Annotated in this window: 17 protein-coding genes; 13 read left to right on the top strand and 4 right to left on the bottom strand. The window is 56.6% G+C overall.

The window, feature by feature from the left end; translation table 11 throughout:
• Positions 1-45: 45 nt before the first annotated feature.
• Positions 46-1,059 carry a porphobilinogen synthase gene (gene hemB / locus ABD720_RS17255; RefSeq protein WP_344765213.1) on the bottom strand — a complete coding sequence of 338 codons (1,014 nt, stop codon included), beginning with the start codon at positions 1,057-1,059 and terminating at the stop codon, positions 46-48.
• A 258-nt stretch (positions 1,060-1,317) separates the two neighbouring features.
• On the bottom strand, positions 1,318-2,037 hold the full coding sequence (yihA, locus tag ABD720_RS17250) for a ribosome biogenesis GTP-binding protein YihA/YsxC (RefSeq protein ID WP_344765211.1): 720 nt from the start codon (positions 2,035-2,037) through the stop codon (positions 1,318-1,320).
• A gap of 163 nt (positions 2,038-2,200) precedes the next feature.
• Between yihA and ABD720_RS17245 the strand changes: the two genes are divergently transcribed.
• From ABD720_RS17245 to ABD720_RS17225, 5 genes are all read left to right on the top strand, one after another.
• Entirely contained in the window at positions 2,201-2,860 is a 660-nt protein-coding gene (locus tag ABD720_RS17245) for a c-type cytochrome (protein ID WP_344765209.1), read from the top strand.
• A 68-nt stretch (positions 2,861-2,928) separates the two neighbouring features.
• Entirely contained in the window at positions 2,929-5,025 is a 2,097-nt protein-coding gene (locus ABD720_RS17240) for a cytochrome c biogenesis protein ResB (RefSeq protein ID WP_344765207.1), read from the top strand.
• Positions 5,026-5,091: 66 nt separating this feature from the next.
• Positions 5,092-6,243 carry a c-type cytochrome biogenesis protein CcsB gene (ccsB, locus tag ABD720_RS17235; RefSeq protein WP_344765205.1) on the top strand — a complete coding sequence of 384 codons (1,152 nt, stop codon included), beginning with the start codon at positions 5,092-5,094 and terminating at the stop codon, positions 6,241-6,243.
• 103 nt (positions 6,244-6,346) lie between these two features.
• On the top strand, positions 6,347-7,327 hold the full coding sequence (gene msrP / locus ABD720_RS17230; protein WP_344765203.1) for a protein-methionine-sulfoxide reductase catalytic subunit MsrP: 981 nt from the start codon (positions 6,347-6,349) through the stop codon (positions 7,325-7,327).
• Positions 7,328-7,391: 64 nt separating this feature from the next.
• Positions 7,392-8,030, top strand: a complete 639-nt coding sequence (locus tag ABD720_RS17225; RefSeq protein ID WP_344765201.1) for a protein-methionine-sulfoxide reductase heme-binding subunit MsrQ — start codon at positions 7,392-7,394, stop codon at positions 8,028-8,030.
• A 59-nt stretch (positions 8,031-8,089) separates the two neighbouring features.
• Here ABD720_RS17225 and lysA read toward each other — a convergent pair whose 3' ends face one another.
• On the bottom strand, positions 8,090-9,373 hold the full coding sequence (gene lysA, locus ABD720_RS17220) for a diaminopimelate decarboxylase (RefSeq protein ID WP_344765199.1): 1,284 nt from the start codon (positions 9,371-9,373) through the stop codon (positions 8,090-8,092).
• A 295-nt stretch (positions 9,374-9,668) separates the two neighbouring features.
• On the opposite strand from lysA, the gene cyaY reads away from it, so the two are divergent.
• Positions 9,669-9,995 (top strand): iron donor protein CyaY, encoded by a 327-nt coding sequence (cyaY, locus tag ABD720_RS17210; RefSeq protein ID WP_344765195.1) that lies wholly within the window; start codon positions 9,669-9,671, stop codon positions 9,993-9,995.
• Positions 9,996-10,019: 24 nt separating this feature from the next.
• Here cyaY and ABD720_RS17205 read toward each other — a convergent pair whose 3' ends face one another.
• Entirely contained in the window at positions 10,020-12,314 is a 2,295-nt protein-coding gene (locus tag ABD720_RS17205) for a penicillin-binding protein 1A (RefSeq protein WP_344765193.1), read from the bottom strand.
• A gap of 383 nt (positions 12,315-12,697) precedes the next feature.
• On the opposite strand from ABD720_RS17205, the gene ABD720_RS17200 reads away from it, so the two are divergent.
• The 7 genes from ABD720_RS17200 (at position 12,698) to aroKB (ending at position 21,777) form a co-directional block, all read left to right on the top strand.
• On the top strand, positions 12,698-13,777 hold the full coding sequence (locus ABD720_RS17200; RefSeq protein ID WP_344765191.1) for a pilus assembly protein PilM: 1,080 nt from the start codon (positions 12,698-12,700) through the stop codon (positions 13,775-13,777).
• On the top strand, positions 13,777-14,415 hold the full coding sequence (locus tag ABD720_RS17195) for a PilN domain-containing protein (RefSeq protein WP_344765189.1): 639 nt from the start codon (positions 13,777-13,779) through the stop codon (positions 14,413-14,415). The genes ABD720_RS17200 and ABD720_RS17195 overlap by 1 nt, the downstream gene beginning before the upstream one ends.
• Before the next feature lie 14 nt (positions 14,416-14,429).
• Positions 14,430-15,086, top strand: coding sequence for a type IV pilus inner membrane component PilO (locus ABD720_RS17190; protein WP_344765187.1), 657 nt, complete (start codon positions 14,430-14,432; stop codon positions 15,084-15,086).
• Entirely contained in the window at positions 15,083-15,625 is a 543-nt protein-coding gene (locus ABD720_RS17185; protein WP_344765185.1) for a pilus assembly protein PilP, read from the top strand. The genes ABD720_RS17190 and ABD720_RS17185 overlap by 4 nt, the downstream gene beginning before the upstream one ends.
• Positions 15,622-17,808, top strand: a complete 2,187-nt coding sequence (locus tag ABD720_RS17180; RefSeq protein WP_344765183.1) for a type IV pilus secretin PilQ — start codon at positions 15,622-15,624, stop codon at positions 17,806-17,808. Before ABD720_RS17185 ends, ABD720_RS17180 begins: the two co-directional genes overlap by 4 nt.
• 103 nt (positions 17,809-17,911) lie before the next feature.
• Positions 17,912-19,915 carry a hypothetical protein gene (locus ABD720_RS17175; RefSeq protein WP_344765181.1) on the top strand — a complete coding sequence of 668 codons (2,004 nt, stop codon included), beginning with the start codon at positions 17,912-17,914 and terminating at the stop codon, positions 19,913-19,915.
• Between the two features lie 176 nt (positions 19,916-20,091).
• Positions 20,092-21,777, top strand: coding sequence for a bifunctional shikimate kinase/3-dehydroquinate synthase AroKB (aroKB, locus tag ABD720_RS17170; protein WP_344765179.1), 1,686 nt, complete (start codon positions 20,092-20,094; stop codon positions 21,775-21,777).
• The last annotated feature ends 20 nt before the right edge of the window (positions 21,778-21,797 follow it).

Genomic DNA, 21,797 nt, shown 5'->3' with positions numbered 1-21,797 from the left:
GACTGGGAGCGGCCAGTTACGGGCCGCTCCACACGCATGACGCAATTACCCGAGTTTTAACCGTCGCGCGACGTCCAGGGCGAAGTAAGTGAGTACGCCATCGGCGCCAGCCCGCTTGAAGGCGATCATGGACTCCATCATGACCTTGTCGTGATCGAGCCAGCCGTTCTGAGCCGCGGCCTTGAGCATCGCGTATTCACCACTGACCTGATAGGCAAACGTGGGCACTTTGAATTCGTCTTTGACACGACGCACGATGTCGAGATACGGCATGCCTGGCTTGACCATGACCATGTCTGCTCCCTCCGCCAGATCCAGTCCCACTTCACGCAACGCCTCGTCACTGTTGGCCGGATCGATCTGATAAGTCGCCTTGTCACTTTTTCCGAGATTGGCTGCCGAACCAACCGCGTCCCGGAATGGACCGTAGAACGCCGAGGCATACTTCGCGGAATAGGCCATGATCCGTGTGTGGATGAACTGGTTAGCTTCGAGCGCGTTCCGGATCGCGCCGATTCGCCCGTCCATCATGTCGGACGGTGCGACGATATCGACCCCGGCTGCTGCCTGCGTGAGTGCCTGTTTCACGAGGAGTTCGCAGGTTTCATCGTTGAGCACATAGCCCGCAGCATTGATGACGCCATCCTGGCCATGACTGGTGTACGGGTCGAGTGCCGCATCCGTCATGATGCCCAGCTCGGGATAGCGACGTTTCAACTCTCTGACAGCACGTGGTACCAGCCCGTCGGGATTCGTCGCCTCGATGCCATCCGGTGTTTTCAACGAGCTGCTGATCACCGGAAACAAGGCAAGCACAGGTATGCCGAGTGCCACACATTCTTCGGCAACCCCCAGTAACTCATCAATCGACAGCCGTTCGACGCCAGGCATCGAGGTCACTTTGTCGCGTTGATTGCGACCTTCCTGAATGAATACCGGATAGATCAGATCCGCGGCGGTCAGCACATTTTCGCGCATCATGGCACGCGAAAAGGCATCCTTGCGCATGCGACGCATGCGAATGGCCGGAAATTGACTGGGTTTGAGGAGAGTAGACATGATGTGGGCTCAAGGTTGACGTGTCGATTAATCGTGGCGCAGAAATGGGCTCGCTCTGGTGATCGGGCACCTTCAGATCCGCTCGGCTTGTGGCCGGAACTTTTATTCTGGAATAGCCTCAAAACGGCAGGTAATTTTTTTGCCTCCCGCTTCTCCTCCCTGAGCGGGGCCGTATCGATAATTGTGATGATTGCGATAAGGCATTTTTACCCTGGAGATATTCCCCTTTCTCCAGGGTTTTTTTCGACCACTCAGCGCTTAGCCGATCGGTGCGGTGTCATCTGAAGCTATTTCTGCCGTCGGTAAAACTGCTTCGGTTGTGAGGCCAACCAGGGAGCAGATTCGCGCATCGGCTTCTTCCAGCCCCGTTCTCTTCAGCGCGGAAAAAAGTTGCGCCGTGAACGGGAACGGCTTGCCTTCAGCATCCAGATAGCTTGACAGAATACCGCGTGCAAGACGCAGTGCGTTCGCAGCATCATTGCGGTTGAGCTTGTCGGCTTTGGTCAGGATGCAGTGGATAGGCTTGCCGGTTGGCGCAAACCATTCGAGCATCTGGATATCCAGATCAGTAAACGGTCTGCGGACATCGATGATGAGCACCAGTGCGGCAAGTTGTTCGCGGCGCTGTACGTAATCGCCCAGCAATTCCTGCCAGTGGAGCTTGGCTGAACCAGAGACTTCAGCATAGCCGTAGCCAGGCAAGTCGACCAGCAGGGCGCGGATTTCATCAACTTTAGTGACGTCTTTGCGATGCTGATTAATCTGCGCGCCACCAATCGAGAAATAGTTGATATGCTGCGTGCGGCCTGGCGTTTTTGACGCAAAGGCGAGCTTCTTCTGATTGCACAGGATATTGATTGCCGTTGACTTGCCAGCGTTGGAACGGCCTGCAAAGGCAATTTCAGGAACTTGCGTAGTCGGCAAATCACGGAGATGATTCACCGTGGTGAAAAAACGGGCTTGCCAGAGTTGGGACATAGAGTGAACAGAAAATACGGTGGTAGGGGCGAAATGCCAGCAAGCTATTGTACAATGGGCGGCTAAGCGCTACGCCGCCTTTGCTTCTACAATGAGGTGCGCAATAGTAGCAAGTCCGTCGCCATCAGGGCAGCATTTTAATATTAAGTCTCAGGGTGTTTGAATGAATCGAGTTTTTTATCCCGTCGTGAAATCATTATTTATCGCTGCTCTGGCTTTGTCGTCGGTAGTGCACGCAACTGACGCTGTGCCAGCTGCCAAGGCCGATCCTGTCAAAGGCGAGTCCATCTACACCAACGGTGATGCAACGCGTAACATTCCAGCCTGCGTCGCTTGCCACGGCGCTGCCGGTAATTCAGCGATAGCAACAAACCCCAAGCTGGCGGGTCAGCATGAAGCCTACCTGTACAAGCAATTAATGAATTTCAAAGGTCCTGATCGCAACAATGCAATCATGACCACGATTGCCAAAGCGCTGACCGACGATGAGATGAAAAATATCGCTGCCTACCTTGACGCGCAGGTCGCCAAGCCAGGTGCGGCAAAGAACAAGGATACCGTCGAAGCAGGCAAGAAAATCTATCGTGGTGGCATCGCTGAAAAGAATGTTCCAGCCTGCGCTTCCTGCCATGGTCCGAACGGTGCAGGTATCCCTGCACAATTCGCACGACTTGGTGGTCAGCATCAGGAGTACACACTGGCGCAGCTCACCAGTTTCCGCGCCGGCACCCGCAAGAACAGCGTACAGATGACGACCATTGCCAAGCGTCTGTCCGATGACGAAATGCAGGCAGTCTCCGATTACATTGCCGGGCTAAAATAAACTGAGATCCAGTCCGAACAACGTTCCGAGGGGTGGCTGAAGCCGCCCCTTTTGCATTCCAAAAGACCATGACCATAAGCACGACAGGTGTACAACTGAAAACCAATCGGCGCTGGCTTGCAACCTTCGTCGAGTTGATCTCATCCATGCGCTTTGCGATCAGCTTGCTGTCGCTACTGGCGATCGCTTCCATTATCGGTACGGTGATGAAGCAAAACGAGCCGATGCCGAATTACGTTAATCAGTTCGGTCCATTCTGGTTTGAGGTGTTCGGCAAGATCGGCTTGTACGCGGTCTATTCTTCCTGGTGGTTCTTGCTGATTCTGGCGTTTTTGGTCGCATCGACCTCCCTGTGCATTTCGCGTAACGCGCCAAAAATGCTCAAAGACATGCGCAGTTGGCGCGAGAATGTCCGCGAACAATCCTTGCGCAACTTCCGTCACAAAGCCGAATGGAGTTTTCCAGGGACGCGTGCCGAGCTTGTAACGCTGCTGACCGATCGGATCGCTTCACGCGGCTACAAGGTCAAACAGGTCGACAAGGAAAACGCCACGTTACTGGCCGCCAAACAAGGTGCGGCGAACAAGTGGGGATATATCTTCGCCCACAGTGCCATCGTCATCATTTGTATCGGTGGCTTGCTTGATTCGGATTTGCCCATGCGGTTTCAAGGCTGGTTCCAGGGAAAAACGCCGTTCGCCGGAAACGGTGTCATCGCCGACATACCGGCACAGCATCGACTCGGGCTAGGTAATCCTACATTTCGCGGTAACACGTTGATTCCCGAAGGCGCCAGCAGCAATACCGCCATCATCGCGCAGCAAGGTGGCGTATTTATTCAGGATTTGCCATTCACCATCAAACTCAATCGTTTCATCATCGACTTTTATTCGACAGGCATGCCCAAGCTGTTTGCCAGTGAGGTCGAGATTACCGACCATGAAACAGGCAAGAAATTTCCCGCTACCATTAAAGTGAATCAGCCATTGGTCTACAAGGGGCTGTCGGTCTATCAATCCAGTTTCGAAGATGGCGGCAGCAAGCTGAAACTGTCCGGTTACCCCATGACCGGAGCAGGTAATACGACGTTTGCTGTTTCTGGCGAAGTCGGAAACACCACGCCGCTGAAAGGCGGCAAAGACAATGAATACACGGTGGAATGGTCCGGCTTTCGCCCATTCAATGTGGAAAACATGGCGCAAAGTGGCCAGGATTTGCGCTCCGTCAAAGTCACAAAGTCGTTTGCTGCAGGGCTCGACAAGCATCTCGGCTCCGGTGCAAAAAGCGCCACCGTCAAGGAACTGAAAAACGTTGGTCCTAGCGTGCAATACAAACTACGCGACAAGACCGGCCAGGCCCGTGAATATCAGAACTACATGCAGTCGGTACAGTCGGACGGCGGTTATGTATTCCTGGCCGGTATGCGGGAATCTCCGTCAGAGCCATTCCGCTACCTGCGCATCCCCGCCGACGATAACGATTCGGTCGACGAATGGATGCGCTTGCGCGCTGCGATCCAGAGTCCGAAGCTGCGTGCCCAGGCGGCGCACCGCTACGCCGAACGTGCCTTGCCCGGCAACCGGGACGGCGTGCAGGCGCTGCAACAGCAGCTCGAGCAATCAGCCATCAAGGGTCTGTCGATTTTTGCTGGCGACAGTGTGCAGTCGGGCTACGTTGCCGTCTCAAGGTTCCTCGAACGGGTGCCGCAGGCCGAGCAAGAGAAGGCGGCTGATATTTTCATGAAGATCCTGAACGGCAGCATGTGGGACCTTTGGCAAATCGCCCGTGCGGAAGATGGTCTGGCACCGGTGATTGCCGACGAGAAGCACGCGCGATTCCTGCAGCTTGCCACCAACGCTTACGCCGACACCTTCTTTTACGGCGCGCCGGTATACTTGCAACTCAAAGGTTTTGATGAAGTAAAAGCATCGGTATTGCAAGTCACTCGCGCACCAGGCAAGAATGTGGTGTATCTGGGGTGCTTGCTGCTGGTGATGGGAATTTTTTCAATGCTGTACATTCGTGAGCGCAGACTCTGGATCTGGATTACTTCGGCTGAAGATGGTAAGGCGCAGGCGCTGATGGCGATGAGTTCCCAGCGCATTACGCTGGACTTTGAGAAGGAGTTTGACGTGTTGAAACAGCAATTGCCGCAACAATCCTGATACTGTCAGCCCCGAATATTGATGGTAGCTAGCCTCGCTGAATCTGCAGCGACACCGGAGAAAAGAATGCAACTCGTACAAGACCGACCTTATGCCGCCCCGGAGGGGTTCTTCAAAAAGCTGAATGTGCTCGACTGGCTATTCGCGTTGATACTGGTGGCGGGATCGCTTTATGCCCTGAACCGCTTTGGCGGCTTCATGGATTATTACGAAAAGGCGATTCTTGTCCTCGCAGCACCGACGTTTGCCTGGCTGGGCTGGCAATGGAAGCCGATCCGCCCATTGATGCTCGCGCTGGCAGTACTGTCGCTGTCGGCGATGGCGATGTACGGCGGCTCGCTGGAAATGGCGGACAAGAAGTTCTTTCTGAAATACATGCTGTCGAGCCAGTCAGCCATCCTCTGGATGAGCACATTGTTCTTTTTGTCGACGCTGTTTTACTGGGGCGGCCTGATCACGCGCTCGGACTTCGGAAGCGCGATTGGCAGCAAGCTGTGCTGGGCTGCGGTGGTGCTCGGATTTACAGGCATGCTGGTGCGCTGGTATGAGTCCTACCTGATCGGTACCGACGTTGGTCATATCCCGGTCTCGAACCTGTATGAAGTGTTCGTACTGTTCTGCATGATCACGGCCCTGTTTTACCTGTACTACGAGCAGCATTACCAGACTCGCCAGATGGGGCCATTTGTCATGCTGGTGATTTCGGCGGCCGTTGGTTTCCTGTTGTGGTACACCGTCAGCCGCGATGCCGCAGAAATCCAGCCATTGGTACCTGCGTTGCAAAGCTGGTGGATGAAGATCCATGTTCCTGCCAACTTCATTGGCTACGGCACCTTCTCGCTGGCGGCAATGGTCGGCGTTGCCTATCTGCTCAAATCGAATGGCATTCTCGCGGACCGCTTGCCGGCGCTAGAAGTGCTCGACGACGTCATGTACAAGTCGATCGCTGTGGGTTTCACGTTCTTCACGATAGCGACCATTCTGGGTGGACTGTGGGCGGCCGAAGCCTGGGGCGGCTACTGGTCATGGGATCCGAAAGAAACCTGGGCGCTAATTGTCTGGCTGAACTATGCGGCCTGGTTGCACATGCGTCTGATGAAAGGCTTGCGCGGGCGCTTTGCCGCGTGGTGGGCCGTGGTCGGATTGGTAGTAACGACCTTCGCATTCCTGGGCGTAAACATGTTTCTGTCGGGTCTGCATAGCTACGGTCAACTCTGATCTGGCAGGGGAGCACGGGTAACGACCTCGTCCAAATACGTGTAAGGTGGGACCAGGTTGTACCGACTGATACCCATCTTGACTGTCCAGAGAGCGAGTTCCCATGATAATCAAACGCAATCCGAACGGGATCGATCTCCCGTTTTCTTCTGAAATCACACCGCGCGAGGTGTTCGAATCGCGCCGTAGTTTCATCAAGCAACTGGCGGTTGGTTCGATCGCCAGTAGCGCACTGCTCGAAATGGCATCCCGGGAAGCCTTCGCGCAATCGCCTTCTGCACAAAAACTGGTGGGCAAAGCGAATCCGGCTTTCTTGTCCACGGAAAAGCCAACGTCGTACAAGGATGCGACCACCTACAACAACTATTACGAATTCGGTACCGACAAGGCTGATCCGGCGACCAACGCCAGTACCCTCAAGCCGCGACCATGGACCGTTGCCATCGAAGGCGAAGTCAAGAAGCCGATGGTGCTCGATCTGGACACCTTGCTGAAGCTGGCGCCGCTGGAAGAGCGCGTGTACCGCCTGCGCTGCGTTGAAGGCTGGTCGATGGTGATCCCGTGGGTGGGATATTCGTTGTCTGCGTTGATCAAGAAAGTCGAGCCGAACAGCAACGCGAAATACATCGAATTCATCACGCTCGCAGACAAAACCCGCATGTCGGGGCTGGGCAGCCCGGTGCTCGAATGGCCCTACGTCGAAGGGCTGCGGCTGGATGAAGCAAACCACCCATTGGCGTTGTTGAGTTTTGGCATGTACGGCGAAGTGCTGCCGAACCAGAACGGTGCGCCAGTGCGGGTCGTCGTTCCCTGGAAATACGGCTTCAAGTCGGCCAAGTCCATCGTCAAGATTCGTTTTACGTCCGAGCAGCCGCGCACGGCATGGAACATCGCAGCACCGAGCGAGTACGGTTTCTACTCCAACGTCAATCCCGAGGTGGATCATCCGCGCTGGTCGCAAAGTAGCGAGCGGCGCATCGGTGAAGACGGCTTGTTTGCCAGGAAGCGCAAAACGCTGATGTACAACGGCTACAGCGATGTTGCCTCCCTGTACAAAGGCATGGATCTCAAAAAGTTTTTCTGAGGCCCGTTTTTAACGCCCAACCTTTCCGGGCGGCTGCGCGACCTGACGTGATGCGATCATTCCGATGTTATTCAAAAACCTAAGCCCGACACAAATCAGGTGGCTGAAATTGAGCCTGTTTCTGCTGGCGACACTGCCATTCCTGCGCCTGGTGATAGCGACCTTCACGGATCAATTGGGCGCCAATCCGGTTGAATTCATCACCCGCAACACCGGCGACTGGACCCTCTACATGCTGTGTATTGCGCTGGCGGTGACACCGTTACGCAAGCTGACTGGCTGGAACTGGCTGGTGAAATTGCGGCGCATGCTCGGACTGTTCGCCTTTTTCTACGTCGCATTGCACTTCCTGACATTCCTCTGGTTCGATCACGCATTCGATGTCGCCGAGATGTGGAAGGATGTACTTAAGCGTCCCTTCATCACGGTTGGCTTCAGCGCATTTGTTCTGCTGATTCCGCTGGCGGTGACGAGCACCAATGCGATGGTGAGGTTGATGGGAGGGAAGCGCTGGCAGTGGCTGCATCGCCTGATCTACCTGATCGTTCCGCTCGGCGTGCTGCACTTCTGGTGGATGAAGGCGGCCAAGAATAATCTGCTGCAGCCGATGCTGTTTGCGCTACTGGTGGCGGCCTTGCTGGGGATGCGAATCTACTGGTGGCGTCGGGGTGCGGTCAGACAAACAGCCATCCGAACGGCCTAGCGAACGAGGCGGTCCGGCCATAAACGTGCCGGGCACCCTGCACCGTCAGGATTGCTGAATTACGGGATGATTTTTTCGAGCGCGAACAGCTGTTCAGGGGTTTCGCGCTGACGGATCAGATGGCTGGTATCACCATCGACCATGACCTCGGCGGCGCGCCCGCGGGTATTGTAGTTCGATGACATGGTCATGCCATACGCGCCGGCCGACATGATGGCAAGCAGGTCACCTTCTTCGACGCACAGCGCACGGGCGCGGGCGAGCCAGTCACCGGATTCGCATACCGGACCAACGACATCCCAGACGGTAGGCGTGCCAGCGCGCGGTGCCACAGCTTGCACGCCATGCCATGCCTGATACATCGCCGGACGCATCAGGTCATTCATGGCAGCGTCCACAATCGCGAAATTCTTTTCGCTACCCGGTTTCAGGTACTCGATCCTGGTCAGCAAGACGCCGGCATTGCCGACAATCGAACGGCCGGGCTCGAACAACACCTTGATCGGAGCACCCTGATGTTTTGCGACGCGCCAAGCGTCGATTTTCGCGAACAGTCTTGCCAGATAATCGCTCACCGCCACCGGTGCTTCGGATTCGTAATCGATGCCAAGGCCACCGCCGATATCGAGGTGATGGATAATGATGCCCTCCGCGGCCAGCACATCGATCAGTTCGATCAGTTTGTCCAGCGCTTCCAGCAGCGGTGCGTCGTCGAGCAACTGGGAACCGATATGGCAGTCGATGCCGGTCACTGTCAGGCCGGGCAAGGCGGCGGCGGTGCGGTAGATCGACAGAGCATCCTCGAACGCGACACCGAACTTGTTTTCCTTCAGTCCCGTGGAGATATACGGATGGGTTTTCGCATCGACATTCGGATTGACCCTCAGTGACACCGACGCCTTCACGCCCATGTCACTGGCGACGCTGCTCAGGCGATGCAGTTCCGACACGGATTCGACATTGAAGCAGGCAATGCCATGCGACAGCGCCAGGCGCATCTCGTCGCGCGTTTTTCCTACGCCCGAAAAAATGATTTTCCGTGGATCGCCGCCAGCGGCAAGTACCCGCAACAATTCGCCTCCCGAGACGATGTCAAAACCTGATCCGAGCTGACTCAGCAGATGCAATACGGCGAGATTGGAGTTGGACTTGACGGAATAGCACACCAGGGCTGTCTCGGCGGTACGACCGTTCTGACGGCAGGCCAGCGCATACGACAGGTAATTTTCGCTAATGGCGGCCTTCGAATACACGTACGTCGGCGTACCGAACTGGTCAGCGATGGCGGCAAGCGGTAAATTTTCGGCGCACAGGGCACCGTTCTGACAAGAAAAATGGGACATGGGATCAGTGCTGTAGGCGTACTACTTCGTACTATTTAGGAGCGGTGTCAGCCGTAGGTACGGTTGACTTGACGGTGGGGGCAGTGGCAGGAACAGGAACAGGAGCAGATGCGGGTGCAGCAGTAGCGCTAATCGGCGCTGGCGGCCTGACGGGAAGGGTCAGGGGGCCACGTTGTCCGCAGCCACCAAGGAACACGCCTGCCAGCAGGATATTTAGCAAAACAGGCAGGCTGGACAGGGGCAGGGTGTGCTTCACGTTTAGAATCTCGGTTTGATTTATTGAAGAGAGTTTAACATGACAGAATCCGAATTCCTGGTGCTGGCGGAAGCTGCATTGAGCGGTATCGAGGCCGCATTGGAACGGCCAGCCATTGTCGATGCAGTCGACGTGGAGTGCAGTCGCAGTGGCAATGTACTGGAAATCGAATTCGTCGAGACCGGTTCCAAGATCATCGTCAACAGCCAAGCCCCGATGCGCGAAATGTGGGTCGCTGCCAAGTCCGGCGGTTTTCATTACAGGCATGACGGACAGCACTGGCGCAATACGCGCGATGACTCCGAATTGTTCGCTGCCCTGTCGGCGATGGTTAGCCAGCAGGGCGGCGCGGAAGTCGCGTTCTAAAGATCACTCTTTAACAGCGACGCGTTAAAACAACTCGTTCTTGACATCGTCGCGGGTTTTTTCGGTCTCCGGTCCGGTACCGGAGTGCTCACCGACACCCAGACTGCCGACGCCCATTCCGGGCGGATTCTCTGCGTAGTAAAAGTCGTTGTTTGCCTGAATGATGCCAGCGGGGATGTCACGTTCGTCGATCGGCACATCCTTCAGTGCTTTTTGCATGTAGCCAATCCAGATCGGCAGTGCCAGGCCACCGCCGGTTTCACGGTTCCCCAGGTTTTTGGGTTGGTCGAATCCGATCCATGCAACGCCCACCAGTTTTTGCTGATACCCCGCGAACCACGCATCGAAGGAATCGTTCGTCGTACCCGTCTTGCCAGCGATATCGCTACGCTTGAGCACCAGCGCCTTGGTTGCCGTGCCGTATTTCACGACATCCTTGAGCATGCTATCCATCATGAACGCATTGCGGCTGTCGATCACCCGGTTGGCCTCGTTACCTGCCTTGTCCGGCGTTACCTGTGACAGCACCCGGCCATCACTGTCGGTAATCCGTGAAATAAGATACGGACTGATCTTGTAGCCGCCATTGGCAAATACGGCGTAAGCCCCTGCCATCTGCAATGGCGTGACCGCGCCCGCGCCGAGCGCGAGCGTCAGATAGGGCGGATTTTTTGCCGAATCGAAGCCGAATCGACTGGTGTATTCCTGACCGTACTTTGCCCCGATCTTGTTCAGGATGCGGATCGAAATCATGTTCTTCGATTTCGTCAATCCCTTGCGCATGGTCATCGGGCCTTCATACTTTCCATCATAGTTTTTTGGTTCCCAGGCTTGCCCACCTGTTTGCCCGGCACCAAAGCTAATCGGCGCGTCATTGATGATGGTGGACGGGGATAAACCTTTTTCCAGCGACGCCGAGTAGATGAAGGGCTTGAACGACGACCCCGGCTGACGCCACGCCTGCGTGACATGGTTGAATTTGTTCCGGTTGAAATCAAAGCCGCCGATCAGCGCACGGATCGCACCGTCTTCGGTGCTGGTGGCGACAAATGCCGATTCGACTTCGGGCATCTGGGTGATGCTCCAGGCGCGTCCCTCCTGGGTGATGCGGATAATTGCACCGCGTTTGACGCGCCGGTTCGGCGGCGCCTTGTCGCTCAGTAAATTGGTTGCAAATGACAGCCCGGTGCCGGTGATGGCAATTTCCTCGCCGGATGCCAGCACCGCCTTGACTGCCTTGGGTGACGCTTCCAGAACCACTGCGGCAATGATGTCGTCACTGTCCGGATGGTCGGCCAGTTCGACTTCAATCGCATCTTCCGCTTCGTCCTTCGAAGCCGGGATCTCCATGTAGCCTTCCGGACCGCGATAGCCGTGGCGTTTTTCGTAATCCATGACACCACGCCGTAGTGCAATGTAAGCCGCGTCCTGATCCGCTTTGGTAATGGTAGTGAACACGCTGAGTCCACGCGTATAGGTGTCTTCCTTGTATTGTTCGTAGACCAGCTGGCGCGTCATTTCCGCCACATACTCCGCATGCAGACCGAACTCCGTGGTGTCTGTCTTGATCTTCAATTCTTCCTGTTGCGCCTCTTTGAACTGGGCATCCGTGATGTAGCCGAGCTGGTGCATGCGCAACAAGATGTATTGCTGGCGGGCCTTTGCGCGTTTCGGGTTCACGACGGGGTTATAGGCCGATGGCGCTTTGGGCAAGCCTGCCAGCATGGCGGCTTCTGCAATCGTCAGCTCAGGCAGCTTTTTGCCAAAATAAATTTGTGCTGCAGAGGAAAATCCATAGGCGCGTTGACCAAGATAGATCTGGTTCAGATACACCTCAAGAATCTGGTCTTTGGTTAAATTTTGCTCGATTTTCCATGCCAGCAAAATTTCGTAGGCCTTGCGCTTGAGGGTTTGCTCGCTCGATAAAAAGAAGTTGCGCGCGACTTGTTGCGTGATGGTCGAGGCACCTTGTCGCGCACCACCAGCGAGGTTGTGCAACGTTGCCCGCAGAATCCCGAGGTAGTCGACACCGCCATGCTCGTAAAAGCGGTCATCCTCGATCGCCAACACGGCTTTTTTCATGATCTCCGGGATATCCTTGATGCGCACCAGGTTACGGCGCTCTTCACCAAATTCACCGATCAGCACATTGTCTGCCGAAAAAATCCGCAGTGGAATCTTGGGGCGGTAGTCGGTCAGCGAATCCAGTGGCGGAAGCTTCGGATAGGCCAGTGCCAACGTGAACCCAATGATGAGCATGACAGCGACAACCAGGCCGGCACAGACACCCGTCAGTCCCCATAAAATCTTTTTCAACATACTTGAGGCGCGACGCGCAGATGGGGCAGTAGACGGCGCTGATGCAGGCGAATTTTTAGTGGTCATTCTGGGCAGGTGAGGTCAAGGTTCGATGCATTATAGCGGCAGCTTTTCGGCAGACCGGCTTGCCGCTTAAAAAGTGCAAATTCATCCGGGACGCTGTACTCTCGTCGGCTTTTGACAACGGCATTGCAAATTACTTTGTGGAAAGTGCTTTACACTTTCTGCGCCTTGTTGCTACGATTTAACGTACCTTCCTACAAGGGCAGGCAAGCAGCGGTTTTTAAACGGAATTTTTAGTAATTCGTACAAGATTCGATCAGTTCAGCAGACGCCTTGTTGAGCCGGTCTCACAGTAGCAGTGTCGGCACGGAGGAATTCCATTGGCTCTAGATCTCGGATCGTTGTTCGGCAGCAAAAATGCTCCGATGATAGGCCTCGATATCAGCACATCCGGTGTACGTCTGGTTGAGCTGAGTGATGCAGGAAAAAGCGAATTACGACTTGAGCACTTTGCCTCAGAAGCCCTGCCCAGGGGTGCCGTGGTTGACGGCAACATCGAGAATATCGAACAGGTCGCCGAAGCAGTCCGGCGTGTCTGGAAAAAAAGCGGTACCCGCGCCAAGCTCGTCACGCTGGGCATGCCACCAGCCTCCGTCATCACCAAAAAAATTGTCTTGCCCGGCGGCCTGTCGGAAGAGGACCTTGAGTTCCAGGTCGAAACCGAAGCCAGCCAATATATTCCGTTCGCTCTCGACGAAGTCAGCCTTGACTTCGATGTTGTCGGACCAGTCACGAATTCACCCGAAGATGTCGAGGTCCTCATCGCCGCCACGCGCAAGGAAAAAGTCGAAGACCGCGTTGCGATCGCCGAGGCTGCCGGACTCAAGCCCATCGTCATGGATATCGAATCCTATTCCGCAAGGACGGCCCTGGACCGCCTGATATCGCAATTGCCCCAAGGTGGCGCGGGGCAGATTTTCGCGCTGTTTCAGATCGGTACCCAGGTGACGCACATTTCGGTGCTGCTCGATGGTCAGACAATTTACGAGCGTGAACAACCTTTCGGTGGCCATCAATTGACCCAGGATATTGTGCGTGCCTACGGGTTGTCCTACGAGGATGCCGAAGCCAAGAAAAAAACCGGCGATCTTCCCGAGGGCTATGAACAGGAGATCCTCGAACCGTTTCTCGATAGCGCCGCGCTCGAAGTGACGCGGGCAATCCAGTTCTTTTTTACCTCGACACCCTACACCCGCATCGACCAGATATTCCTCGCGGGTGGCTGCGCCATCATCCCCGGCCTGGTGGATACGGTGGCCGTGCGCACCAAGCTGACGACATCGGTCGTTAGTCCCTTCAAGGGCATGCAGCTCGCAGCGAATGTCCGCGAAAAACAACTGCGCAATGAAGCACCCGCCTATCTGGTTGCCTGTGGTCTCGCGATGCGGAGGTTTGACTAATGATCCGGATTAATTTGTTGCCACACCGCGAAGAGCGGCGCAAGCAACGCAAAAATGCCTTTATCGCGATGATGGTGGTTACCGCGTTGATTGGTGCATTGGTCGTGTTGCTGGTGGGCGTCGTTATTGCGAATAATATTTCGGGCCAGAACCAGCGCAATGATTTCATCAAAGCCGAGAATCTCAAGCTCGACAATGAAATCAAGGAAATTGCCACGCTTAAAGCCGAAATTGAATCACTGAAAGCGCGTCAGCAAGCGGTTGAAGACTTGCAGGGTGACCGCAATCAGCCGGTATATCTGATGGATGAACTGGTCCGGCAAGTACCCGAAGGCGTGTATCTGAAGTCATTCAAGCAAGAAGGCCAGCGTGTCGTCCTCAATGGCTATGCCCAATCCAACGAACGGGTTTCCGAGCTGCTGCGTAACCTCAGCAATAACTCGCCGTGGCTCGAGCGACCAGACCTGATTGAAATCAAAGCGGTCGCCATTGGACAAAACAAGGACACAAAACGGGTCTTCGATTTCATCATCAACGTCGGCATCAAGCGGCCACGTGATAAAGACCAGCCTGCTGCCGATGCGGCAACAGCCAAGGCAACGGTTCCCGCAATCGTTGTGCCTGGCAAACCTCAATAAACGAAAGATCCGTGATGGCAGATTTGAAAAATTTCGGAGAATCGCTGGCGGGTCAGTTTCGGGGCTTGAGTGGGCGTCATCCTGGCCAATGGCCGCTGGCGCCACGCTTGTTGTGTAGCGTCGGCGTCCTGACTGTGGCGATGATACTCGGCTGGTTTCTGTACTGGAGTGGCCAGATCGATGAGCTCAACGCCGGCGAAGCGGCCGAGCTGCAGTTAAGAGATGCGTACAAAAGCAAGATCCAGCAATCGATCAATCTCGAGGGATTGCGCAAGCAAAAAGACCAGGTGCGCGAGTATGTCGCCACGCTGGAAAAGCAGTTGCCAAGCAAGGCGGAAATGGATGCGCTGCTGTCGGATATCAACCAGGCCGGGGTCGGACGTGGTCTGCAATTCGAGCTGTTCCGGCCTGGCCAGGTCATCGTCCGCGATTACTACGCAGAGCTGCCGATCGATATCAAGGTCACCGGGAATTATCACGATGTCGGTGCATTCACCAGCGACATCGCCAACCTGCCACGCATCGTCACGCTCAACAACATGAGCCTGTCTGCAGCCGCCTCGGGCGTGCTCACGCTGGAGGCAATCGCCAAGACATTCCGGTATCTCGATCAGGATGAAATTCTGGCGCAGCGCAAGGTTGCGGCAGAGAAGACGAAGGGGAAACCATGACCGTCCTGTCACGGCTGGGAACCGCCATGCCGAGTGTGGTGTTGTTATGCATCCTGTCCGGCTGCGGCGACAGTGGCGTACAAGAAGTCAGGACGTGGATGGACGAGGTGCGCAAGCAAACCAAAGTCTCCATTCCAATGCTCTCGCCACCCAAGAAATTCACCCCATTCACCTATGCCGGAAAAAGCGCGATCGACCCCTACAATCCGGCCAAGCTGGCGGTGGCATTTGCAAAATTACAGGCCAACAGTTCGGGTATGAAGCCTGACCTCGAGCGTCGCCGGGAGCCGCTGGAAGCCTATCCGCTCGATACGCTGAAGATGGTCGGTACGCTGCAAAAGACCGGCGCCAGTTTTGCACTGATCCTGGCGGACAAAACATTGTTCCAGGTAAAAAAAGGTAGCTACATCGGACAGAACTTCGGCATGGTTTCAGGCATCACTGAATCGGCTGTCGAACTGCGGGAAATCGTTCAAGATGCGTCCGGCGAATGGGTCGAACGCAAAGGCAAGTTAGAGCTGCAGGAGACCAAGAAATGAGCGCGTTAAAAATACACTCAGCAATCACGTTCGGCATGGTCGGCACGATCGCACAAAAGTTGTTGAAGTTTTGCGGCGTGGTCGGACTGGTCGGCGCAGCGGGCTGGGCGCAGGCACAGGAAAATGCCATCGAATCCATCAGCGCCAACCAGCAAGGTGCGAATGTGATCGTCAAGATTCTGCTGAAAAATCCGGTCAGCAAACCACCTATCGGCTTCACGATTGCCAGTCCCGCCCGGATTGCGCTGGATTTTGTCGGTACCACCAATGCCACCGGAAAATCTGCTCAGGATATTAGCCTGGGCGACGTGCGCAACGTCAATGTGGTCCAGGCCGGGGAGCGCTCCCGCCTGGTATTCAATCTCAGCCGCAGCCTGAATTACGCGACCGTGGTCGAAGGCAATTCGGTGGTGGTCACGATCGATGGCTCTGGCGGGTTGGCAACACCGGTCAACGCGGCCGGCTTGCCGGTTGTTCCCGCGATCAAGGCCTTGCCCGGCAAATTGCAGATCAGGGATATCGATTTCCGTCGCGGTGTTTCCGGCGAAGGTCGGGTGGTGATCGACTTGCCATCGAACCAGATGGGCATCGATGTCCGGCAGCAAGGACAAACCATCGTGGTGGATTTTCTGAAGGCCGGATTGCCTGACGTGTTACGGCGGCGGATGGATGTCGGGGATTTCGGTACGCCGGTAAAAATCATCACCACGTCACCGCAGGGCGAGAACGTCAGGATGGTCATCGAGCCCAAGGGATTGTGGGAGCACAGTGCCTACCAGAGCGATTCCCAGTTGGTCATCGAAGTGCGGCCGATCAAGGAAGAGCCCAACAAGTTATCCCAGGGCACCCAGGGATATCGCGGCGAAAAGCTGTCGCTGAACTTTCAGAATGTCGAAGTGCGTTCGGTCCTGCAGGTCATCGCCGACTTCACCGGCCTCAACATCATCACCAGCGACACAGTCTCTGGCAATCTAACCTTGCGTCTGAAAGACGTGCCGTGGGATCAGGCGCTGGACATCGTGATGCAGGCCAAAGGTCTGGACATGCGCAAGAACGGCACCGTGCTCTGGATCGCGCCCAAGGATGAATTGCTGACCAAGGAAAAACTCGAACTGGAACAGCGCGCCCAGATCGCCGATCTGGAGCCGTTGAAGACCGAGACCTTCCAGCTCAATTATCAGAAAGCCGAAGCCTTCAAGATGGTGTTTGGCCTGGACAGCTCGTCCGGCGACGGCAAGAATCGCATACTGTCCAAGCGCGGCAGTGCCGCGATTGACCCGCGTACCAACAAGCTGTTCGTCACCGATATCGCCTCCAAGCTCGACGAAGTACGCAAGCTGATCCAGATCACCGACGTGGCAACGCGTCAGGTGCTTATTGAAGCGCGGATTGTCGAGGCAGACGACACGTTCAGCAAAAACCTCGGTGCCAAGCTTGGTTTCACGGACCTGCGCACCACGCGTGGTGGTGAGAGTGGCTACCAGGTTGCCGGCAACACCCGCGTTGGCGTGACCGGTAATTATCTTGGCGTCGGCGAGCAGACCGGGCAAGCCACGATCACCGACGGCAGCTTCATTCCGAATTCGCAGTTTGTCAGCTTGCCGGCAGCCGGTATCAACGGACTCAATGCCGGTAGCCTGGCGGTCAGTCTGTTTTCGGCAGCGGCCAATCGCTTCCTGAATCTGGAATTGTCAGCACTGGAAGCCGACGGTCGCGGCAAGGTCATCTCCAGTCCGCGTGTCGTCACTGCGGACCAGCAACAGGCATTGATCGAACAAGGCGAAGAAATCCCGTACCAGAAAGCCACCAGCAGCGGCGCCACCTCGGTCGAGTTCAAGAAAGCCAACCTGAAGCTGGAAGTCACGCCCCAGATTACACCGGACGGCAATATCATCCTGACCGTCGACGTCAACAAGGACAGTCGCGGTGCACCGGCTCCGGGCGGATTTGCGATCAATACCAAACACGTGAAGACCAACGTACAAGTTGAAAACGGCGGTACGGTCGTGCTCGGTGGTATCTTCACGCAGCGTGAGCTGGACTCGGTCACCAAGATTCCATTTTTCGGTGACATTCCGATTGTTGGCAATCTGTTCAAGACGACTGGCCGGACCAATGACAAGACGGAGCTGCTGATTTTTATTACGCCCAAGATTGTGGCGGACAGACTGTCGACTCGCTGACGCAGCACGGCAAACGCGGTCGCGCCGAAGTAGGCCAGATACGCAAACAGACCAGAGACACCCAAAGACACGCAATCACATGCAACCAATATCGAGAGATCACATGAACAATAAATCGACCGGCACACTGATGGTGTTGGCCTGCGCACTGTTGATGGGTGCCTGCGGCGGCGGCGGCGGCTCTCCGGGTACCACCGGCGGTACGGGTTCAGGAACCACCAACGGTGGCACGGGTGGCACAGCGGGCGGTACGGGCGGCACGACGATCACCGCCTCCGTTCCAAAGATAACGCTGACACTGTTTAACGGTGCGACCGCAACGTCGTCGATCAATGCGTCGGGTGTGACCACCGCGAAGGCGACCGTCGTGGACGAGAAAAACAATCCCGTGAAGGGCAAGCTGGTCACTTTTACCGGTGACGCCACCCTGATCACGTTCAGCCCACTCTCCGGCGCGGTACTGACAGATGCCGTGACCGGCATCGCCACGATTCAGATCACGCCTGCTTCCCTGTCGTCCGGCAGTGGTGGCACGTTGAGTGCTTCCGCTACGGTCGTGCCATCGACCGGTGGTACCGGCATCCTCACCGCGGGGTCGATCGACTATCAGCTATCGCCCGCGAATCTGACGCTGTCGACGCTGGATGTCCAGACCAGCACGCCGCTGGCCGCCTACGGTACCAGGGCCGTATCGGTCACTGCCAACATCAATAGTGCAGCGGCCACGAATACGCCAGTACAGATTACATTTACCGCCAGCTGCGGAACGGTCACACCGGCGACCGTGACCACCGATGGCACCGGCAAGGCATCGTCGACGTACACCGCCAATTCCACCACGATCCCGGGCTGCGCCGGCGCGAATGTGAACGTCACGGCAGCCGCAGCCAGCGCGTCGTCGTTGAGCGGAACCATCGCGGTACAGCCTACGCTGGCAACCAACATCCAGTTCGTCAGCGCCACGCCGCAATTGATTTATCTGGTCGGCTCGGTTGGCGCGACGCAGTCGCAAGTGTCGTTCAAGGTGGTCGATTCCAGCGGCAATCCGCTGCAAAATCAATCCCTGAATCTGTCGCTGACCAACGCTGCACCAGGCGTTTCGCTGGGCACGGTCGGCAATACTTCCACCGTGGCGGCAACCACCAACAGCGCTGGCGTGGTATCGGTCCCGGTCTTTTCCGGTTCGATACCGACGTCGCTTCAAGTCAATGCGGTACTCGCCTCGAACCAGTCGGTCAGTTCAAAATCCAATACGCTATTGGTCGCCTCGGGCGTGCCAGTGCAATCAGCAACCAGCATTGCTGCTGAAAAATTGAGCATCGAAGGACTGTTTACCGATGGCGTGTCTACCAACATCACGCTCTCCCTTGCCGATCGCCAGGGCAATCCGGTGCCGGTTGGTACGTCCGTCAACTTCGTCGCCAGTTCCGGCGTGATGGTGCCGGCAACCTGTGTGGTTCCGGCGCTCTCGGATGGCACGTCCGCGTCGTCCTGCACAACCTCGATCCGCTCGCAGGGTACGCGGCCGGCAAATGGCAGGGTCGCCATCCTTGCCTACACGCCGGGCGAAGAAGATTTTGTGGATGCCAATGGCAACAACGTCTATGACGCCGGCGAAACATTCACTGATCTGGGCAATGCCTACCGTGACGATAACTTCAGTAACCTCTTTGATACGGGAGAGTTCGTTGTTCCGCGCGCTGGCACCACCGTGTGTGTGGGCGGCTACAAGGGACGCACCGACACCTGCGATGGTGTCTGGGGTGCGGCTGACGTGAGGGGGCATCAGATGGTGGTATTCGCCAGTGGTCAAGCCTATTTCAGTCTGGAGACAACGTCGCGGGGGAGCGGCATCGGGTTCACGGTGGCTGACGTGAATGGCAACAGCATGCCGACAGGAACCACCATAGCAGTTGACGGGCGCGCCGCCAGTCCTACGGGAGCTTGCTCCGCGACAGTTACGCCAGGCATCATCCCGAACACGGTCGGCCCGATAATAGCTGCGGTGATCGCAGCGCCGACCTGCGTCACCGGCGATTTTGTCGACATTACCGTGAAGTCGCCCCGCGGACTTGTGACTTCCAGAACACTGCAGCTGACGCCATAATTCGGCTCGCTGCAGTGCCATCGATGGCCGGGGTTTGCATACCCGGCCATCGGTTTTTCCGGTCAGCGGACAAGCCCAAAATCCGGCTTTGCCGAACACTGCTTTATGATGGGCGCACGAACGCATACACGACCGGCACCTGCCACCTGCCAGGTCGCTTTAAAGACTGACACAACGTGACACGAAACATTTTTCTCATCGGCCTGATGGGCTCCGGCAAGACCACGGTCGGCCGCGCCCTTGCCAAAAAACTCAACAAGCGATTCATCGATTCGGATCACGAAATCGAGGCGCGCACCGGCGCTTCGATTCCGCTGATTTTTGAAATCGAAGGCGAGGCGTCGTTTCGCCAGCGCGAAGCGGAAGTGATCCGCGACCTGACGCAACTCGACGACATCGTGCTGGCCACCGGCGGCGGCGTCGTGCTCAATCCCGATAACCGTGCCTTGCTCGCCGCGCATGGCACCGTGATCTACTTGCGTGCCAGCGTCAACAGCATCCTGCAACGCACCCGACATGACAAAAACCGGCCGCTGCTGCAAACCGCCGATCCGCGTCGCCGCCTCGAAGATATTTCTCGCCAGCGGGACCCGATGTACGCCGAAATTGCGGATATCGTCATCGATACTGGCCGCCCCAATGTACAGTTTCTGGTGAACCATATCCTTTCCCAACTTGATATTGCCTTACCCCTGACTGCTGCCTCCATGCCGACTGAACCTGTACTGACCGATGCGCTGCCTTGCCTGCCGGCACAGCCTGTGCCTGTATTGTCACCGATCGCACTGCAGGTGGACCTCGGCGTGCGCAGCTATCCGATCACGATCGGCCACGGTGTGCTTGATGACGCCGACCTGCTGGCCCGCCACGTGCACGGCGATCGCGCAGCCATCGTGACCAACACCGTGGTCGCACCGCTGTATCTGGCGCGCCTGACTCGCACACTGACGGCCGCCGGCAAGCAGGTCACGACCATCGTCCTGCCCGATGGCGAAGAAGAAAAAACCTGGCGCAACCTGATGACCATTTTCGATGGATTGCTGACCGAAAAATGCGACCGGAAAACGACCCTGATCGCACTCGGTGGCGGCGTGGTCGGCGACATGACCGGCTTTGCCGCCGCCAGCTACATGCGTGGCGTGCCGCTGATCCAGGTGCCGACGACCTTGCTGTCGCAGGTCGATTCGTCGGTGGGTGGCAAGACCGGCATCAATCATCCTCTCGGCAAGAACATGATCGGCGCGTTCTACCAGCCGCAAGCCGTAATCGCCGACACCGGTACGCTCGACACCTTGCCGGCGCGGGAATTGTCAGCAGGCCTGGCCGAAGTGATCAAGCATGGCGCGATCATCGATGCGGTATTTTTTGACTGGATCGAAGCCAACATCGGTGCACTGCTGTCGCGCGATCCGGCAGCAATCGCCTGGGCCATCCAGCGCTCCTGCGAAATCAAGGCCGAGATCGTGCGGCAGGACGAGCGCGAATCGGGCATCCGGGCGATCCTGAATTTTGGTCATACCTTTGCCCATGCCATCGAGGCCGGTCTTGGTTACGGCACCTGGTTGCATGGCGAGGCGGTGGGTTGCGGTATGGTGATGGCCGCCGATCTGTCGCAACGACTGGGTTACATCGACGCGGCGGCGAAAGATCGTCTGACGCGCCTGGTCGCGGCGGCCGGTTTGCCGACCGTGGCACCCGATCTCGGACAGGTCACCTGGTTTGACCTGATGCAGGTCGACAAGAAAAACGAGGGTGGCGCGATCAAGTTCATCCTGTTGCAACCGCTGGGAACTGCCGTCATTACCGGCGCCGCCGACGCGATGGTGGCCGCGACGCTGCACGCCTGCGTGCATACTGCCTGAACGGGATACAGTTCAGGCCC

This window comes from Actimicrobium antarcticum, assembly GCF_039536745.1.
GTDB classification, from domain to species: domain Bacteria; phylum Pseudomonadota; class Gammaproteobacteria; order Burkholderiales; family Burkholderiaceae_D; genus Actimicrobium; species Actimicrobium antarcticum.
The sequence above is the reverse complement of the archived record's forward strand: the minus strand, read 5'-3'. Positions and strand labels throughout refer to the sequence as shown.

Excerpts from the sequence above, each read along its gene's own strand:
- ABD720_RS17225 (WP_344765201.1), top strand. The coding sequence starts at position 7,392 with ATGTTATTCAAAAACCTAAGCCCGACACAAATCAGGTGGCTGAAATTG.
- hemB (WP_344765213.1), bottom strand. The coding sequence starts at position 1,059 with ATGTCTACTCTCCTCAAACCCAGTCAATTTCCGGCCATTCGCATGCGT.
- ABD720_RS17185 (WP_344765185.1), top strand. The coding sequence starts at position 15,083 with ATGACCGTCCTGTCACGGCTGGGAACCGCCATGCCGAGTGTGGTGTTG.
- ABD720_RS17205 (WP_344765193.1), bottom strand. The coding sequence starts at position 12,314 with ATGTTGAAAAAGATTTTATGGGGACTGACGGGTGTCTGTGCCGGCCTG.
- ABD720_RS17195 (WP_344765189.1), top strand. The coding sequence starts at position 13,777 with ATGATCCGGATTAATTTGTTGCCACACCGCGAAGAGCGGCGCAAGCAA.
- ABD720_RS17190 (WP_344765187.1), top strand. The coding sequence starts at position 14,430 with ATGGCAGATTTGAAAAATTTCGGAGAATCGCTGGCGGGTCAGTTTCGG.
- lysA (WP_344765199.1), bottom strand. The coding sequence starts at position 9,373 with ATGTCCCATTTTTCTTGTCAGAACGGTGCCCTGTGCGCCGAAAATTTA.
- yihA (WP_344765211.1), bottom strand. The coding sequence starts at position 2,037 with ATGTCCCAACTCTGGCAAGCCCGTTTTTTCACCACGGTGAATCATCTC.
- ABD720_RS17175 (WP_344765181.1), top strand. The coding sequence starts at position 17,912 with ATGAACAATAAATCGACCGGCACACTGATGGTGTTGGCCTGCGCACTG.
- cyaY (WP_344765195.1), top strand. The coding sequence starts at position 9,669 with ATGACAGAATCCGAATTCCTGGTGCTGGCGGAAGCTGCATTGAGCGGT.
- ABD720_RS17180 (WP_344765183.1), top strand. The coding sequence starts at position 15,622 with ATGAGCGCGTTAAAAATACACTCAGCAATCACGTTCGGCATGGTCGGC.
- ABD720_RS17240 (WP_344765207.1), top strand. The coding sequence starts at position 2,929 with ATGACCATAAGCACGACAGGTGTACAACTGAAAACCAATCGGCGCTGG.
- ABD720_RS17245 (WP_344765209.1), top strand. The coding sequence starts at position 2,201 with ATGAATCGAGTTTTTTATCCCGTCGTGAAATCATTATTTATCGCTGCT.
- msrP (WP_344765203.1), top strand. The coding sequence starts at position 6,347 with ATGATAATCAAACGCAATCCGAACGGGATCGATCTCCCGTTTTCTTCT.
- ccsB (WP_344765205.1), top strand. The coding sequence starts at position 5,092 with ATGCAACTCGTACAAGACCGACCTTATGCCGCCCCGGAGGGGTTCTTC.